The organism is Nitrospira sp. (assembly GCA_037045225.1).
GTDB lineage: Bacteria > Nitrospirota > Nitrospiria > Nitrospirales > Nitrospiraceae > Nitrospira_A.
The window spans coordinates 3,754,829-3,771,766 of record JBAOHZ010000009.1; the positions used below are offsets into that span (position 1 = coordinate 3,754,829).

The 16,938-nt window shown below is 56.0% G+C and carries 10 protein-coding genes; 8 read left to right on the top strand and 2 right to left on the bottom strand.

Going from position 1 to position 16,938, the window contains the following annotated elements:
• The first annotated feature begins 533 nt into the window (after positions 1 to 533).
• The 7 genes from V9G17_18580 to V9G17_18610 all read left to right on the top strand — a co-directional run bounded on the left by V9G17_18580 (position 534) and on the right by V9G17_18610 (position 13,328).
• Complete coding sequence (locus V9G17_18580) at positions 534 to 1,115, top strand: hypothetical protein (protein ID MEI2754602.1); 582 nt, start codon at positions 534 to 536, stop codon at positions 1,113 to 1,115.
• A gap of 456 nt (positions 1,116 to 1,571) precedes the next feature.
• A complete protein-coding gene (locus V9G17_18585) occupies positions 1,572 to 1,985 on the top strand; it encodes a hypothetical protein (protein ID MEI2754603.1) in 414 nt (137 codons plus the stop codon).
• On the top strand, positions 1,982 to 5,200 hold the full coding sequence (locus tag V9G17_18590; protein MEI2754604.1) for a hypothetical protein: 3,219 nt from the start codon (positions 1,982 to 1,984) through the stop codon (positions 5,198 to 5,200). The genes V9G17_18585 and V9G17_18590 overlap by 4 nt, the downstream gene beginning before the upstream one ends.
• A gap of 99 nt (positions 5,201 to 5,299) precedes the next feature.
• Positions 5,300 to 6,082, top strand: a complete 783-nt coding sequence (locus tag V9G17_18595; GenBank protein ID MEI2754605.1) for a DUF4145 domain-containing protein — start codon at positions 5,300 to 5,302, stop codon at positions 6,080 to 6,082.
• Positions 6,083 to 7,947: 1,865 nt separating this feature from the next.
• Positions 7,948 to 8,826 (top strand): hypothetical protein, encoded by an 879-nt coding sequence (locus V9G17_18600; protein MEI2754606.1) that lies wholly within the window; start codon positions 7,948 to 7,950, stop codon positions 8,824 to 8,826.
• A gap of 2 nt (positions 8,827 to 8,828) precedes the next feature.
• Positions 8,829 to 9,869, top strand: a complete 1,041-nt coding sequence (locus tag V9G17_18605) for a hypothetical protein (GenBank protein MEI2754607.1) — start codon at positions 8,829 to 8,831, stop codon at positions 9,867 to 9,869.
• Positions 9,870 to 10,364: 495 nt separating this feature from the next.
• Positions 10,365 to 13,328 (top strand): DUF748 domain-containing protein, encoded by a 2,964-nt coding sequence (locus V9G17_18610; protein ID MEI2754608.1) that lies wholly within the window; start codon positions 10,365 to 10,367, stop codon positions 13,326 to 13,328.
• A gap of 15 nt (positions 13,329 to 13,343) precedes the next feature.
• On the opposite strand, the gene V9G17_18615 is transcribed toward V9G17_18610, so the two are convergent.
• A complete protein-coding gene (locus V9G17_18615; protein MEI2754609.1) occupies positions 13,344 to 13,712 on the bottom strand; it encodes a pentapeptide repeat-containing protein in 369 nt (122 codons plus the stop codon).
• Between the two features lie 212 nt (positions 13,713 to 13,924).
• On the opposite strand from V9G17_18615, the gene V9G17_18620 reads away from it, so the two are divergent.
• A complete protein-coding gene (locus V9G17_18620) occupies positions 13,925 to 14,560 on the top strand; it encodes a peroxiredoxin (GenBank protein ID MEI2754610.1) in 636 nt (211 codons plus the stop codon).
• 145 nt (positions 14,561 to 14,705) lie between these two features.
• Here the strand turns inward: V9G17_18620 and V9G17_18625 are convergent, their stop codons facing one another.
• Positions 14,706 to 16,898: a radical SAM protein gene (locus V9G17_18625; protein MEI2754611.1), complete on the bottom strand. Its 2,193-nt coding sequence runs from the start codon at positions 16,896 to 16,898 to the stop codon at positions 14,706 to 14,708.
• Between the last annotated feature and the right edge of the window lie 40 nt (positions 16,899 to 16,938).

A 16,938-nucleotide genomic window follows, 5' to 3' on the forward strand; every position in this document is an offset into this window, starting at 1 on the left:
TGCTCCTTCCTCGTACAAGGCGGCGATGCGTCAGCTTGGCCGCCTCTCTGGTTGATCGACGATTACAAGCACAGAAAGAAGAACAGGGATACTGAAACCATGGGGAGAATTAAACGCACAGATTCCGCCCAACGAGGCCGCCCGGCCGTTCCGGACCACTGGACCGGACGGCCGGGGGGATCGGGGGCGCAGCCCCCGCTTCACTTGATCTATATGGTCAAAGTAGGAAACTGGAACGCATATTTTTGATAAGTTATGGACAATAGGCAAGACTCGATTTCTTAAACTGTTTGAAGTATTCTCTCACCGCGAATGTATTTCAATGCACAGCATCTTCCAAAAACCTATCAACGAGCATGTTGCCTGGGTAGAGGTAATGAGAGCCCAGGTTTCGATGTTGAGGTCCATCCAGTCAACCGCAAACTTTGTGTTTAAGCTCCCCAACGCGCTAGACATGCAGGTTGATTTTTTCTGAATGAGAGGCTACTTTTGCCTCCAGTATTTCCTAATACTTCGCCAGAGGAAGTGCGACCATGCTCTTGAGGATTGCGAACCATTGCCGACGAGACACTTTTTGCGTACTCGCAGGGTTATTGCTTTGGGCTTGCGTCTCTGACGTCGCTGCCCAGGTTACCGACAAGGACGAAGCATCGCTCGTCGGTTTAATTTCCAACTTCTCGAGGCTACGCAGCATTGCGTACAACGAGGTGCGAGATCTGAAGGCCATGCACAAGCAGTCTAAACCCAATCTTGCCGTATCAGAGAAGTTGTATGGTAAGGCAAAGACGGCTGCCGATACTTGGCTCGACACCATCAGGATTTCCCTCACCACGAATGGACGGCTTGATTCGAAAGTCGTAGCGGCGCGTGGCAAGGAACTGCAGGCACAGATCGACGCGCTGGTGGAGTTCGCTCAAGCGAGCCGAGCCGCCAGCAGCCCTCACGAAAAGCGAAAAAACCCGGCACTTATCGCAGCTATCGCCGCGATCGTCGCTCCCGTCACCGATGCAGCGATTAAGGTGTTCAACGTATGGAGTCATGCCGATGACAAGCAGCGTGATGAAATTCGCGAGGAACTAAAGCTGTTGCGCTGGGCTAACTTTCTGGAGATCTGATGAGCATATATCTTCCGTTGTATCGAGTAGTCGCAGTACTTCTACTCAGTGGTGTGATGCCTATCCAGAGTCTTGGAGGTGATCGGCTGCCAGAGGAAATGATCGCGCTGGTCAATGCATATTCTGTAGGGAACCTGAACGTCGAGCATGTCCAAGCCACTTGCGGGTGGGCCTCTTCGACGGAGACTGCAGACCCGATGTTGGCGCAGGTCCGAAAGCAGAACGTCGCCTTTTGCAACAGTTTCCTGGCGGCTACTGCAGAATTCGCGCGTCTCAATATTTCTGCGCTTCAACCTTCGGTGCCCGCTCGCACTGGAACCCTGCTGTCCTGCAGCAGTCTGCCCAACGGAGCCGCGCGTGCGCAGTTGATGGACAGTCCTGACCTGCGCCGGATGCGGAGCACGTCGGCCACCGAGTTTTTGATTACTACTCTTTTCGCCTGCAAGAGATAATGCAATGAAATTATATATCGCACTAGTTTTCTTTGCCGCATTGGCGGTTCAATCGGCCCACGCGCAATCACCCTTGACAGCCGAAGCATTGGGCAACGCCTGCATGGTCGTTTGCGAAATGGTAAGCGAAAACAGCGCACCGATGGGCGACCTAGATAGTGGCGACCAATGCATCGGGTATCTCAAAGGACTTGCGAGTGCCGCACACTGGTTCAACCGTCATGCCAGCGGTGGCATTTCACTAGGCCAGTGTCCGCACAAGCTGCTCGCCAATCGCACCGCCAGAGGCCCAAGCGAAGACGAACTGTTGATCCAGTCATGCAAATTCGGGAAATGGATGGTGAGTAAGCCCAGTCTCTATTCGTCCCCAGCTGCGCTCGCTGGTCTGAACTGGATGCGACAGACGGGTTGCCAATGAAATGGCAGGCCGCATCACGGCTGGTGTGGTCCAGCCTGCTGGGCCTTTGGTGGGTCTCACAGCCAGTTGGTGTTCTCGCATCTACCGTCTTCAATGGAGCCTGCAAGTGCATCTCTCAGGACACATCCGGCGAGAAACTGCTTGCTACAGACGAGACCGGAAAAGTATTTCTGGGAACGTTCAAGGATCCGTTGAAAGACACGCTTGCTACCGCAGGCGACGTCGATCAGGCCCGATACATTCTCGGCGGTAGTCGAATCCTCCTGGTCTACCACTCCGGGGCCGTGGAGCTTTTGGACGCATCGAGTCCTTCCACCGTCCTGGCACGTCTTCCTGCTTCTTCGTATGTCGATGTCAAAGTGTCGGGCAATGGCCACTGGGCCGTGGCAGTACTACCCGGCAGGGCATCCGTTGACGTACTGGATTTCTCATCTAGCAGCATTAAGACGTTGTGGCGCTACGACCATCCATTATTCTCAGAGTTCACTAAAGCCACAATCGCTTCGGAACTGCCCGTGGTCGCATTGTTCGACGAAAAATTGTCCCTTTACCTGGTTAACTGGAAAACGGGACAGCACTTGCCCATACCCAAAGGTTTGGCCGACCGTAACTTGCGCAGGTTGGAGTTCATCTTCGACGATCTTCTTTGGTCAAGTGTGGACGCGGGCTTGATGCCGATTGGCAAGGTCTTTGATATCAACGGCAAGGAGCGTTCGTTCGAGATTGAGGGTGAGAATATGGCTCTTTCCTTCACGGACCAACTGATTGCCTTAGGGCAAGGAAAAACTGTGCTGGCGCTGGACGATCTCGGATTCACTAGTATTCTGCAACGCGTGACCCAAGGCAGCCGGTTAGTTTATACCCGACAGAGGAGCCAAATTCTGGCCCCGGAATTGCGTGAAGCGGTAGCTGATCAGGCAAGCACCCTAGCCGCGCTATGTGGAGCATCGCTGGAAATCATGTCGCTGCCTACAGGTAGCCTCGCCATGCGCGTACCGTCACAACCCAGGTCCACAGTCTTCGTTGACAACGTCACACCTGACGGTGAACTTGCACTGGTGCGTGATCTGGAGGGGCGCGCGGCCATCTGGAGCGTCCCAGAGGCTCGATATCTGAGCATGCTTCCCAGGCTGCGGCTACAGGTTTTTCCTTCGTGGGCCGCGGTGAATGCAGTTACCAAAGCCTATCTTGCTTTCAATCAGACCGATGTTCTTACGGTGTCACGTCCCCTTAAAGGTGACCGTGTCAGTAACGAATCCTACGCTGTAGCAGCGGTCCCCCTCAATTTCCAGGTTCAACAGGGACAGGTCTGGGATAGCATGGCCATATTCGCGCCGGACAACGATTACAAAGCTTATGTCGTTCGGCCCGAGAAGATCGGCACTGTGACATGGTCTAAAAACGCGGTTGATGTCCCGCCCACTCAGGTCGACTTCATCCGTGCCGACGATTCTCCTTCGGGATGCTCGGCGTATTCGAGCCGGATGGCAGTGACAGACAAAGGGAGCCTGCTCGCGGTTGCCTGCACGAATGGTATTGCTGTCTATAACACGAGGACTAAGGGCCGGGTTACATTCATAAAATCACCGCAATGGACGCAGGTAAGCGCACGACTGAAGGTGTGGGTTTCCAGCCTGGCTTTCTCGCCCCGCGGAAACATGCTTGCCTTCTCTGTGCGCGTAGAGCGGATGTATATCGACTCTGCTGCCGATCACGCACTCTCCGCGAATGCGCCGACAGTTTATGTCTATGATTTTAGCACAGCGGCACTCAGGGCCGTCCAGACTTCAGGACAGGTACCGGTCACGGCGGTTGCGTTCAGCCCAGATGGTATTCAGCTGTGGGTTGGAGGCCGATGGGGTGACCTGGCTGTTTATGGCGTCGATCGAGGCGATTTTCTGTGGCGTCAGAGAGGAATCACCGGTTCGGTCTTTGGTATAGCTTTTGACAAGCAAGGCGATGCGGCTGTTTGGACTGACGCTGGACTGCTCTGCCAGGTGCGGCGTTACGACCGAACCGTATCCAATACATGGTTCCTGACCGGAGGTCGCACCAGTGGCGATGTGGTGCGGCAATCTTCACGCACACCTAGTACGCTACAACTTGCCGCCACCCTTCCTTCAGACTTTTTGACCAACCCGAGACAAAAGGCTGTGCTGGAACTCTTGCTCAAAGTGCCGATTGAGTTCCAAGACCCACTACAAAGCCTACTTTATGTGGATGGCGATGCCGTTGCATCAGGAAGGCTTGTTGAACCAGTTAAAAATGGCATGATGCATCTCGCCTTTCCTACGCAGGGTCTGAGGCAGGGCAACCTGAGCGTGGGCTTGTTCTCACAGGAGGGAGGTGCTAGTTCGGCACTTGCACTGGGAGAAATTACAGCTCAAAGCGGCATTGAAGGTACGGGCAGGATGGTCGGCGCCTTTGTTGGAATTGGCAAGTACCAAGACCCCGCACTACATCCCCTGCCTTTCGCCGAAGGCGATGCGCATGCGTTGGCTGCGTCGCTAAAACAGGACGGCGCGCAACTACATGTGTTTCCGCATGACATGCCCACCAAGGATGAGCTGATTAGTTTGCTTGTATCCGCTCGCGACACCGCGCGTCCAGAAGACACGCTGATGCTGTTTATATCAGGCCACGCACTGACCACTCCGAACAACAGGTTTCTGATACCGGCGGCAGATACGCGGCTGTCTGAAACCAGCGGTCCGCATAGTGGAATTTCGCCCGATGAATTACTAAAGCTGATTTCCGAGGGGCGACAGGGCGACACGGTCCTTATCTTGGATACGTGTGAAAGCAGCGCGTTTATAAGCGCCTTGATGCAGCACCCTCTTCTTTCGGACGGACCGTTATCGCTTGGGGGGGGGAAGGGCAGAGGGCTTACAAACAACATCAGCGTGCTTGCAGCCTCTGCAACGCTGCAAGCCGCCAAGGAAGGTTATGCAGGACGAGGGCTCTTGACTGGCGTCGTCATCGATGGGTTGAAGGGGGCAGCGGATGACAACCGGGACGGGAAAATCACCCAACGAGAACTCATGAATTACGTGGATCGGTTGATGGTCACTATTTCTCGCAATGCCTTTCCCACGCAGCCGCAACAGCCGGTACTCCACTACGGGACAGCGGACGTCGATTTGCTTCAGGTGAGGATACACCAACGCTCTCGTCTTCAGCCGGTATCCCGTCTAGAACTAAGCGAAGCAGGGTGACTTCCTTTGACGATTATCATCAATATCCAATCAACCAAAACTCTAGAATAATACGAGAGTCGAGTTTCGATAACCGATTGGATTTTGAAGAGGAAGATAATGAGATCAGAAATTGATCGTACCGTATGGAAGCTACCATTTCGCATCAATTTTCAGAGAGGGTGGCCGTGCCCGACATGTGGGACTGGAACTCTACGGGTCAAGGCAGACACCTTTAAACATGAAGAAGTCCGAAAGTCCAAGATTGCCTTTAACCATGAGTATTGGGACCCAAGTTGGACTACATACACTTTTTCCTGCTTACTTGTTTGCGGAAATAGAGAATGTGACGAAATCGTTGCTTGCACAGGGGATGGTTCAGTTGAAGAGGACAATTTCGTCGACGAGGATGGTGAGTCGCACTTTGATGTTCGAGAGTACTTCCGCCCAAAGTATTTTGAACCTCATCTTCGATTAATTGAAATGCCTGAAAATTGTCCGCCTGCTGTTTCAGCATTGCTTGACGAATCGTTTAAACTATTCTTTTCCTCTCCCAGCGCTGCATCAAACAGTGTTCGTATGGCAGTAGAGGAACTCCTCACTGAGCTGAAGGTGCCCAGATTTATTTCTAAGAAAAAGCGAAGAAGTTTTATTAGCTTGCATCAGCGCATAGGATTGCTTCCCCAGCGATATGATCAAACCAAGGAATTTATCTCAGCAATTAAATGGTTAGGAAATGCTGGAAGCCATGCCACTGGTCAAATCAATATGGATGATGTGATGGATTCATATGACATGTTTGCACTTGTATTGGATGAAATTTATCATCCTAGGAAAAGGAGACTTCAGGCATTAGCCAGAAAGGTCAACAAGAAGAGGGGTCCCCTGAAGAGTAAATCGTAATTATACGTACATGTGGCACTTGTCAGAAATTGGAGAGTGACTTGCCTGCGACGCCGTCTCCGCAAGATTCAGAAATAAAATGCATTTATTGTCCAGGTGGTGGCTTTGTCCCCACGAAAGATCATGTTCCGCCAAAATGTTTATTTCCTAAACCCAGACCGCATCTCATAACAGTTCCAGCTTGTCCTACCTGCAATCAGTCATTCGGACTAGATGACGAATATTTTCGTCTGATGATGATAGGGGAGGCAGCCTATAGAGATCCAGTTGCTACTCGCTTATGGACAGAACGCGTGATGCCCCACACAGGATTGGGATTGCGTAGATTGGTACTTAGTCAAGCTAGACTATGTGATCTTAGGACACCTGGAGGCCTCTATGTGGGAAGGGCGGCACAAATTGGATTCGACTCCCGTAGGATACGGCGCGTTGTCGAACGTATAGCGGTAGGCTTGCTGTGGCATCATTACCGTCAAAGATTGATTCCAGAAGCAATAGTTGAGACGCACTATAGGCCTGATCTTACACCGCTGACTGAAATCCTAACGTTAGCCAGTTTAGCCAATGTAGGCGATAGGGTATTCAGATACCGCTATTGCAGAGCGTGGGACGCCCCAGACTCATCCCTGTGGGGATTTCAGTTTTATGGTCGAGCACACTTTATCGTCACCATACATGGCCCGCGTCCTGTAGGAAGTGGGGATTCGCCTGAAAGTACTTCCGATTCTACTCCCGGTTCGCTCCCGGTTTTGCTCCCGATTGCCAGTCCAACCTAATGCTACTTAGTCCCACCTGCAAGGAAGATTTTCGCTTGGTTTGGCATTGATTTAGGAGCCGGAATCACACCTAATCTTTATTAATATCAATTACTTCTGGTGAGTCTTCTAAGCTGAGGGTCGTTGGTTCGATTCCAACCGGGCGCACCATAAAAATGAATCGATTCCGCAAACTGCTTGCCGCCTCTCGCACCGGCGCTCCCGATTAGGCTCCCGGTTTCTGTCTTTACCTGACTGTCATCGGTTGAGCCATTCTCAGGTTTCCCTGTTTGCCGCATGTCTGAGAAATCTCGGCGTCAGGTGTGTATCCCGCTGAGTTGTCTCCACTGACCTTCCCCCGATTTTGTGGACACCTGGTTCAGCCACTGCCGTGCTCGCTTCCAATTCAGCCGGGGAGTCCTCGCCGAGGGGGGAGTGACGCCGCTGCCGATTGGAGAGCACTCCAATGTCCTCAAAGATTTCCTTGTGACTGTCACCCGAGGACTCTTCGGTCGACCACGCCAGGTGTGATAGCCCGCAGGGGATAGGGCCAACGTCCGGCGCATCAATCACATCAAATCGCGAGGGCCGTACTCTTCAATCGCCCGATAGCTCATGGCGATTCCTTCGCGAAGTACTCCGCCGTACGGGTTAGAAATGCTCGCTCCGGCTGCAGCGTTGCATATTCACGCGTGAGCCGCGCTCGTTCGCTCTGCCCGGCGCGCCTTGGACGTGCAGGCGTTGGGAACCTGACGCCGTGTGGGGCTTGGCGGCAGGATCTCCGATTTTGTCACCTTCCTTCTGCTGGAGGTGTCTGTGCCATCGGGGGAGGGCCTGAAAAGCATATGAAGATGTGGTGAAGGTGAATGAGTTGGTCAAATCTTCATTCGGATCTCATGCGGTCTTAACCTTGGGGGTGATAGAAAGATTCAGATGCCTTGGTCCGATGCTGGCACGCGCCGGTTTGTTACTGTGGTCACCCTTATGCGATTACATCGTCGTGGACTCTCGTTCATCTTAATGCTGGCGCTCTTGCCCTTCCCGGGGTGCGTCAGTAATCCATACAAGAATGCGCGGTTTACTCAGGACGCCGTAAAGAGTCGCTGCGGAATGCCGACAGTCAAACAGCTGACGGCTCTGCCTCCCTTGCCCATACCGCTTCCCTCGAGAGCTGAGCCTGTGGGCGCACTCGCCCTCTCGCCGAGCGCTTCCAGGTTGGCTCAGATCTTAGAGTTAGAGGACGTGCTGCACGAACTCGCCGCACTTGATGCCGTTGGAAATCCCACGCTGCGCGAGCGATGGCTCTTGTTGTGGCGTCATCAACAGATCATGGATCGGATCTCATTGGCCTCGTTTGATGTGATCAGCACCGTGACGGAAATTGACTGTGAAGAGACCCGTGCCGACCATGTCGCTCACGGTCTCACCGAGATACGGCAGGACAAACAAGAACGGGCGCTGTTTTTGGCGCTCATCGGGGATGCGCTGATCGGAGTCGTCGCCGGCTCCTTCTCGTTAGCCGGGAAGGCTACAATCTCCGCCGCGAACGCTATTGCCGGGGGAACCATCGCGGTCGGTCTTGGGGGCGCGGCGACGATTTTTCTCGGTGGCGATCATGAGTTTCTTCATCCCCGTAACCATCTCACCGAATTATGGGACGACAAACAAGCGTCAGCGCTGTTCCCTCATTCCGTGTGGCGCTATTTGAACACGGAAGACGAGTCCGGCCTGACCATTCGCCAAGAGCTGCTCTACCGGTGGGGAGAGGAACAGCGGTTGGGTGCATCGGATTCGAAGCAAGCTCGCGCGCGGGCGACCCTCTTTCTGAGCGAGGGGGGCACGTATGAGATCCAGGATTTGCGTGTCCGCTCTGAAATGCTCAATCATTTGAAATCAGCCGTCCTTCGTATGGGCCAGGATCTCAACGTGTTGATGTATGAGGTGATGGCCATCGCGTCGTATGATGCGCCGCTGGTGGCCAAACCCTAGCCATGATCGAGATGACGTACGAAACCACCCGCGTCTCATTGGTCGTGGTGTTGTTGTTGGCCATGGGTGGATGCCTTCCGTCTCTTGAAGTCGCGCCTCGGGCACAAGCGGATGCCTTGGTGTCTCGATGCCCCCTCCCTCGACCATTGCAAGCCGCTATTCCGCCTGCAAAGGTTCATTCAGAGCTGGTGGCAGCCGCGTCGTCTCCCGAAGTGATGACACTCACGTCAACCGCCGTGCGGTTCTCTCCCGACGCGCAGCGTACGGCGGGTCAAATCGGCATCCTGGAGTTATTGAGTACGCTGCAGTCCTTGGAACCAGATCAGCGCGGGGACGAACTGGTGCTCCCTCTGCTCTCTGCGCGCCAGGAAATCAGCCGACGCATTGCAATCGCCGTCTCCGATGTGAGGCGGCTCATGGCGGCCATCGATTGCGAAGCGTCTCGTAGCGACCATGTGGCGTATGCGATCGGTGAAGCGCACCAAAGCGTATCAGAAAAGGCTCTCTTCGCCGTGTTTGCCTCCGATATTTTTATCGGGATCATCCCAGGCGCGCTCCTACTGGCTGGTCATGATATTGCGGCAGAGGCCAATGAAGTCTTTGGAGGAGTGATCGCGACAGGGTTTGGAAGTGTCGATGCCATCGTCCATATCGATCAAGAATTTCGACATCCGGATAACTTTTTGTGGGAACTCTGGGATGGGCCTTCGGACCCTCAACTCTTCCCTCTCTCGGTGTGGCGCTATCTGAACAGTCCGTCGGAAGAAGATGCGACACGCACGGTACGTGACGCGCTCAAGCAACGATGGGAGACGGAAGGCCGATGGGGTGGAAAAAGTGGAGAAGAGTCTCACCTGCATACCTTGTTGATCGGGGCGGGGGGACCGTACGGGGAGAAAGAGCTACGGCTACGGGCAGAGATGCTCACCCAATTGCGGGCCGAAGTGCTTCAGTTCGGTCAAAACCTTCATCGTTTGAAATATGAGGCCGTGTCGTGGCTCGATCAGCTCACACTGAACTCGGGAACCATCGGCAAGACCTAGCCCGCATTATTCTTGAGCATTTCTGCTGCAATTGCCGATTCACTGCTACGATGGTCCTTCGGCCGTCCGGCTCGCCACGTGACTCGGCGCTTTCGCGACGAACCGTCATGAGTAACGCGGGCTACACCATGTTCGCTCGTGCATCGGAATGGCCCTTAAGGCTTGGCCATGTGGTTGAGAAGCTGGGTGCGAATCACACAGCGTATGCTCGTGGGCCATTCAGACGGACATCTGCCTCAGCGCGCCATTTTAGGGAAAACACATCCCCCTCCTGATTTCACTCCCGGTTGACGCCTCATTCTGGTTTCGATTACCCCTGCGCATTCATCACGCGTAGGAGGAACTCCTGAGACATTTTCCCCTTGTTCTAGGCCAATGTAGTAGCTATCCTGCGCACGTTCGTCCTTAATAACATCGGTGCCCGAAAGGCCTTCTACGCTGAGGGTCGTTGGTTCGATTCCAACCGGGCGCACCATTGTCCATTCTGCTCCTGATATGACGCTGTTACGTCGGTCTCGCATCGCCCTTATCCTGCTCTGTGGCGCCGTTGCCTTTTATGCCATCCTGGGGTTCTTCGTGGCGCCCTATGCCATCAAGACCTACGCGATTCCTGCCTTGTCCGAGCGTCTTCGGCATCCTGTGGTGCTGGATGATATCCAGATCAACCCGTTTACCTTTTCGTTGACGCTCACGGCATTCGAGATTCGGGAACCTGATCAGACGCCGATGCTCGGATTTCAGGAACTCTTCGTCAATTTCGAAGGGACTTCGCTGGTACGTTCCGCGTACATCTTCGATGAAATCCGCCTGACCCTTCCATTTGGCCTTGTGCATATCCAGCCAGACGGGAAATTGAATTTGCTCGAGCTTGTGCCGCCGGCTCACGAGTCGCCGGCAGAGCCTGCCGCGCCACCACCCGACAGTCACACGGAGAAGGCACCGCTCCCGCCGGTAGAGATCCGCACGCTGAGTATCCGGCAGGGAGTGATCGAGTATCGCGACGATTCGACGCGCACACCGGTGACGATCGATGTGGTGCCGATTGAAATCACGCTGCGTAGTTTTGGGACTCGGCGCGGCGGCGAAGACGCCTATGTGTTCTCGGCTGAGTTCGATGAAGGGGAAAGTGTCACCTGGGAAGGAACGGTCCATTTTGATCCCTTGGAATCAGACGGGCGCGTGTCCCTTTCCAACATCAAGTTGAAGACCTTTTGGCCCAGTCTTCGCGATCGGTTTCGATTCGATATTCTGAGCGGGGCCGTGGGTATCGACGCGCGATATCATTTCGATCAGAAAAGTGCGCCGCTGAATCTGCAGGTGACGGACGGCAAATTCGTGTTGTCGGATTTCCGATTGTCGGCAGCAGGCGACCGCGATCCGGTCCTCGTCGTGCCGAGCTTCGTGCTCGACTCGATTCGCATGGATCTGCCGAAACAGGAAGTCGGTATTGGAACGGTCCGTTTGACGGGCGCTGAAATCCGCACCTGGTTGGCTGAGGACGGGGCGGTGAATTTTACGTCGCTGTTCGCCCCCGTTGCCCCCTCCCAGGAGAGGCCGGCAGAGCCTAAACGACCGGCGGCGGAGCCGGAGCATCCCTGGTCTGTGGATGTGCAGGCCATTCAGGTGGAGAAGACGCAGGTGGCCTTTGAGGATCGTCGTCTGAAGACGCCAGTGCAGTTGGCGTTTGACGATCTGCATCTGACCGTGCGCGGGCTTCATGTGCCGCTCAAGGGTTCACTGCCGGTGTCGGCCGGTTTCCGGTTCAATCAGCAGGGGACGTTCGAGAGTCAGGGCACGCTACAGTTGGATCCGCTGTCCACGACGCTGACGATGAAATTAGCGCATATTGGCCTGCGGCCGTTTCAGCCCTATCTTGATCGTACCATGCAGCTTGAGATTCGGGACGGGGAGTTAGAATTGGATGGGGAGCTCGCCTATCGCAGTCAACATGATACGGGCCCGATGCTTCGGTATACAGGTCAGGCCGGGTTGAATCGTCTGCATGTGGCCGACCGGGCGTCGGACAAGGAATTTCTTGGCTGGACCGCGTTGGGATTGAATAAGGTCGCACTCGATGTGTCGCCGACGGCGGTTAAAATCGGCGAGATCGTCTGGAGCGATCCATCGATTCGCCTCGTGACGGCTCACGACGGGACCATGAATCTCTCGCGCGTCCTGCAGGCTCCCAAGGATGCGCAGACGCAGGCATCGCCACCCGCTCCGGCGCCGAAGCCGGCTGAGACGGGCGCTCCCAAGCAGGCTTCGGGGCCTACTCCCATCGAGGTGAATGTCGTCCGACTCTCCAAGTTGTCCGCCACCTTCGTCGATGAATCGATCACCCCGATCGTCACGACCGGGATTCAAGGCCTCAGCGGCACCATCAAGGGATTGTCCTCCAAGCAGGTCGCCAAGGCTGAGGTGGCGTTGACCGGGACCGTGGACGAGGTCGCTCCGCTGAAGATTCAGGGGCACATTAATCCGTTGAGCGGGGATATGTTCACACGCCTGACCTTGCTGTTTCAGGGGGTGGATTTAACGGCGGTGTCGCCCTACGCGGGTAAGTACGTCGGGTATCCGATCACGAAGGGCAAGCTGTCGCTCAATCTGATGTATCAAGTCTCCAAGCAACAATTGATCGGAGAAAACAAGGTGCTGGTCGACCAGCTCACATTCGGCGAGCACACCGACAGTCCGGATGCCACCAGCCTGCCGGTTCGTCTGGCCGTGGGCTTGTTGAAGGACCGACAAGGCCGGATCGATATCGATATGCCGGTGCGCGGGGACTTGAACGAACCGGATTTTCACTACGGACGGGTGGTGCTGAATGCGTTGGGCAATCTGATTACCAAGGCGGCGATCTCTCCGTTCTCGGCGTTGGAGGGACTTGTCGAGGGGAATGGGAAGGATTTGCAGTTCGTCGAGTTCCAGGCCGGCCGTGAGACCGTGGACAGCGGCGAACAGCGCAAGATTGAATCCGTCGCCAAGGCCTTGCAAGAGCGCCCGGCGCTCCGAATCGACGTGACGGGCATTGCGGATCCTATCAAGGACCGGGAGGCGCTTGCCCTGCAGCATATTGCGGCCGAGGTGCAGCGCCGGTTTACTCAGGGCGGGACTAAGAATATGCAAGCCGTGCCGTCGCCTGCACGTGAGTTTGAACTGTTGAGTGATCTCTATGCGGAAAAGTTGGGAAAACAACCGACGAAACGTGAAGAACTGCCGGGCGGAAAGGTCGTCGAGCTGGTGCTGACGGCCGACGAACTGCGCCAGCAATTGTTTCCGGCCATGACGGTTGAAGACTCGGAGTTACGCCTGTTGGCGCAAGCGCGGGCCAAAGTTGTTCGCGAGCAATTGATCCAACAGGGTGGGCTGTCTGAGGAGCGCGTCTTTCTGGTGGAGGCAGAGTTGGCCCCTTCTGAAGGCACGCAGATTCGAGTGCGGCTGAATTTGACGGGCAGTTGATCGCTTGGAAAGCGGTCAGGGCTTGGGCTGGTACCGCATTCGCGTGCCGTGCAGCAAGGAGAGTTCGATTTCACTTGCGCTGAGTTCGATTGGAAAGTAGACGCCGGAAATCTTGGCCGCATTGATGCTGGCTCCTTCGAGCTTTGCCTTGCGGAAATCGATGCCGCGAAGATCGGCTTGCCGGAAATAACACCCGCTGAGGTCCATCCCATCGGTTTCGAGCCCGCGTAGGTCAAGCCCTCGTAGATCACATCCGGTCAGGTCGACCAGTTCACCCCCAGCCCGCTTGACGTTGAACTCTTTGATGCACCCTTCGCGGAGCAGGCGGTACATGGGATGGTTGGAGGTTTTGAGCCCTGCGGCCGGCGGCGGCATGTGTTCCATGACCTCTCCTCGAGCAACTGTGCTTCTTATCGGATACGTGAGCAAAAACTTGAGCGGGTGGCTGACGTGTTCGCTTGCCGTCGGCGTCGATGGGCACTCGGCAGAAGCTTCCCCTTGCACCGGACTCACAGGAAACGGTACTCTTATCAAGTCTTTCTGCTCTCTTACGCCGTGCCATCATCAGATCTGACCGGACATTGAAGGAGGAAATCATGGGACTACGATTGGGCGACGATGCCCCAAACTTTACAGCTGAAACGACTGAAGGGACGATCAATTTCCACGAGTGGCTTGGCGGTGGGTGGGGGATTCTCTTTTCGCACCCTAAGGATTATACCCCAGTCTGTACGACAGAATTAGGGTACATGGCGAGGATCAAAGGGGAGTTCGATAAGCGTGGGGTGAAGATTCTGGCCATCAGTGTGGATCCCCTGGATTCGCATCGCGGCTGGACCAAGGATATCAACGAAACGCAGAACTGCACGGTCAGTTATCCGATTATCGCCGACTCTGAGAAGAAGGTGGCCGATCTCTATGACATGATCCACCCGAACTCGCTGGATAGTATGACCGTGCGATCCGTGTTCGTAATCGGGCCGGACAAGAAGGTTAAGCTGATGCTCACCTATCCGGCTTCCTGCGGGAGAAATTTTGACGAATTGCTGCGCGTGGTCGATTCTCTGCAGCTGACCGCGAAATATAAAGTGGCGACTCCGGTCAACTGGAAGGACGGGCAGGACTGTATCATCACTCCGGCGGTGAACGATGCCGAAGCGAAGACGCTGTTTCCGAAAGGATTCAAAACGATCAAGCCCTATCTTCGGGTGACTCCGCAGCCGAATAAGTAGCTCGATCCAAGTAGCTCAATCACAGTACTGATATGAAAGGGGGAGGTAGCCGGCAGGCCGCCTCCCCCTTTTTTGCTTTGCCGTCGATCGCGAGGGGGCAGTGTGTCGGTGGAGGTCCGGCCTCACGGGGACAACAAGAACCGGATCAGACCAGGAGGAGGCCCGCCTGACGGATGGTGTGCCAGGCGGCGCTCCTGCTGAAGCGATCGAATCCGCGCGCGCCGGCGGCCGGAAAGCGTCCACGGATGTCGGCGAGGCGGGGATAGTCGTGATTGTTTCGGCGGGGCGAAGGTGTCGATTCGTGCAGTACGTGCAGCAGCCATTCAGCGCGAGAGGATGTCAGGCTGATGGTGAAGTCTTCTGTGCGTGTTGGCAGGATGAGTCTGGTTCTGCTGCGCCCCTTGGCGGCAACCACTGGTTGGCTGCCGATCCAGACGCAGCGTCGTTCGGCCGTGAGTGCCAGAGAGGAAGACGCGGCCAGGGCCTTCGTCAGCCAGGTGCGTGCGACCCGAGGCGGCTTGACGGCATGTGAAAACCAGCGAGGTGCCGGAATGTCGAATCCAGCCTGTTCCATATAGTTGAGTAATGCGGCGCGCAGGCCTTCCCCGAGCCAGGGCGGGCACGTGGCGGCGGGATCGGCATGGCGAAGATCGTTTTCCGCAAACCCTTTGAAGGGCGGGCCGAGAATGGTCAGGCCCTCTGCGGCGGGGTTTAAGCCGATGGGGCTGTGGGCCGTGGCGGTGAATTTATGCCAGAAGGCCGACTGCAGCAGATGGTGCGCAAAGAGTTGTCGGACGCGCTCCAGCGAATCGACCGTATCGGCAATGGTCTCGCCGGGACACCCATACATGAGATAGGCGTGGACCAGAATGCCGGCCTGGCGAAATGCCGCCGCAACCCGCGCCGTCTGATCTACCGTAATCCCTTTTTTCATCCGTTCGAGTAGCCGATCCGACGCCGCCTCAAGGCCGGCGGTGAGCGCGATGCAGCCGGATGCCGCCAATAGCCTCGCTAAGTCGGGTGAGAAGGCTTCTTCAAACCGAATGTTTCCCCACCAGGAGATAGTCGTGTGGGTTTCGAGCAGCCGCAGGGCTAAGGCTTTAAGCGCAGCGGGCGGTGCGGCCTCGTCGACAAAATGAAATCCTCGCTGTCCGGTCTCCTGAATCAACGCCGTAATCTGTCGGAGTAAGACGTCGGTCGGGGTCATCTCATACCGTGCGATATAGTTCAACCCGACATCACAGAACGTGCATTGCTTCCAATAACAGCCATGCGCGACGGTCAGCTTATTCCAATGGCCTTCCGACCAGAGCCGGTGCATCGGGTTCAGACTGTCGAGAATCGAGAGGTAGTTGGTCAGCGGCAGGCCTTCATAGGTCGGTGTGCCGAGCTCGTGCATGGGAATGTCCGGTTCGCTGCTGCCGTCTCGAAACACCACGCGGCCGTCCGTGCGAAGAAACGTCCGCCGAAGCAGCGCCTCGGGGCGCCCGCCGGCCAGGTGTTCCAGGAGGCACAGGAAGGGGCGCTCGCCGTCATCGAGTGTGACGTAGTCCACGTACTGGAAGAGCCGCGGGTCTTGTAGCCGTCGCAGCTCGGTGTTCACATATCCGCCGCCCAGGACAATGGCGATCCTCGGGTGGCGTGATTTGATGGCCTGTGCGATGCGCAGCGCACCGAAGAGATTGCCGGGAAAGGGGACGGTGAGGCCGACGACATCCGGGCTCGTCCGGTGGAGGGAGGGCCAGAGAGTCTCGATCAATAACTCGTCCGTGAGACTGAGTGGTTGCGCGAGGGCCTCCTGGATCCGGTCAAACGAGGACGTCGCGTGCATGATCTGCTCGGCATAACGATTTAAGTAGAAGTGTGGCGCGACGGTGCTGTGGAGGAGGTCGGTCAGATCCTCGATATACAAGGTGGCCCGGTGCCGGGCGGTATCGGACGGCGAGATGGAGCATCGGCCCTGACCGGGCCGACGATCAGCGGCAAAGCGTGGCCCTTCCGGAAGGAACCCCGGACGGGCGAGATGCGCGGCCAGCATCGGGTCCTTTCCCTGGAGGAACGCGATGACCGGCTCAATGGTTTCGAGATAGGCCGGTTCAAGTGCCAGGATCTGTTGGATTTCCCCTCTCCACGGCTGTTCCGTCTGCTTGATTCGGGTGAACGCCTGCGCCAATCCTTCGCGTGAGAAGAGCCGTAGCACCATGGCAAGGCCGAGGTCGGCCTGCGCAGTTTCATAACCACGAGCACGCAGAAATCCCGTGAGATGGGCGGTCGCGGGGTAGGGTGTATTGAGCTGGGTCAGAGGGGGAGTGACGAGCAGGATACGCGGTAACGGCATGCGGGTGACATACCACAATGCACGGCATCGCTGCCACTGG

What these genes read in the sequence shown, in the direction of transcription:
- V9G17_18590 (MEI2754604.1), top strand. Translation starts at nt 1,982, where the DNA reads ATGAAATGGCAGGCCGCATCACGGCTGGTGTGGTCCAGCCTGCTGGGC.
- V9G17_18595 (MEI2754605.1), top strand. Translation starts at nt 5,300, where the DNA reads ATGAGATCAGAAATTGATCGTACCGTATGGAAGCTACCATTTCGCATC.
- V9G17_18600 (MEI2754606.1), top strand. Translation starts at nt 7,948, where the DNA reads ATGCCGACAGTCAAACAGCTGACGGCTCTGCCTCCCTTGCCCATACCG.
- V9G17_18605 (MEI2754607.1), top strand. Translation starts at nt 8,829, where the DNA reads ATGATCGAGATGACGTACGAAACCACCCGCGTCTCATTGGTCGTGGTG.
- V9G17_18625 (MEI2754611.1), bottom strand. Translation starts at nt 16,898, where the DNA reads ATGCCGTTACCGCGTATCCTGCTCGTCACTCCCCCTCTGACCCAGCTC.
- V9G17_18610 (MEI2754608.1), top strand. Translation starts at nt 10,365, where the DNA reads ATGACGCTGTTACGTCGGTCTCGCATCGCCCTTATCCTGCTCTGTGGC.
- V9G17_18615 (MEI2754609.1), bottom strand. Translation starts at nt 13,712, where the DNA reads ATGGAACACATGCCGCCGCCGGCCGCAGGGCTCAAAACCTCCAACCAT.
- V9G17_18585 (MEI2754603.1), top strand. Translation starts at nt 1,572, where the DNA reads ATGAAATTATATATCGCACTAGTTTTCTTTGCCGCATTGGCGGTTCAA.
- V9G17_18620 (MEI2754610.1), top strand. Translation starts at nt 13,925, where the DNA reads ATGGGACTACGATTGGGCGACGATGCCCCAAACTTTACAGCTGAAACG.
- V9G17_18580 (MEI2754602.1), top strand. Translation starts at nt 534, where the DNA reads ATGCTCTTGAGGATTGCGAACCATTGCCGACGAGACACTTTTTGCGTA.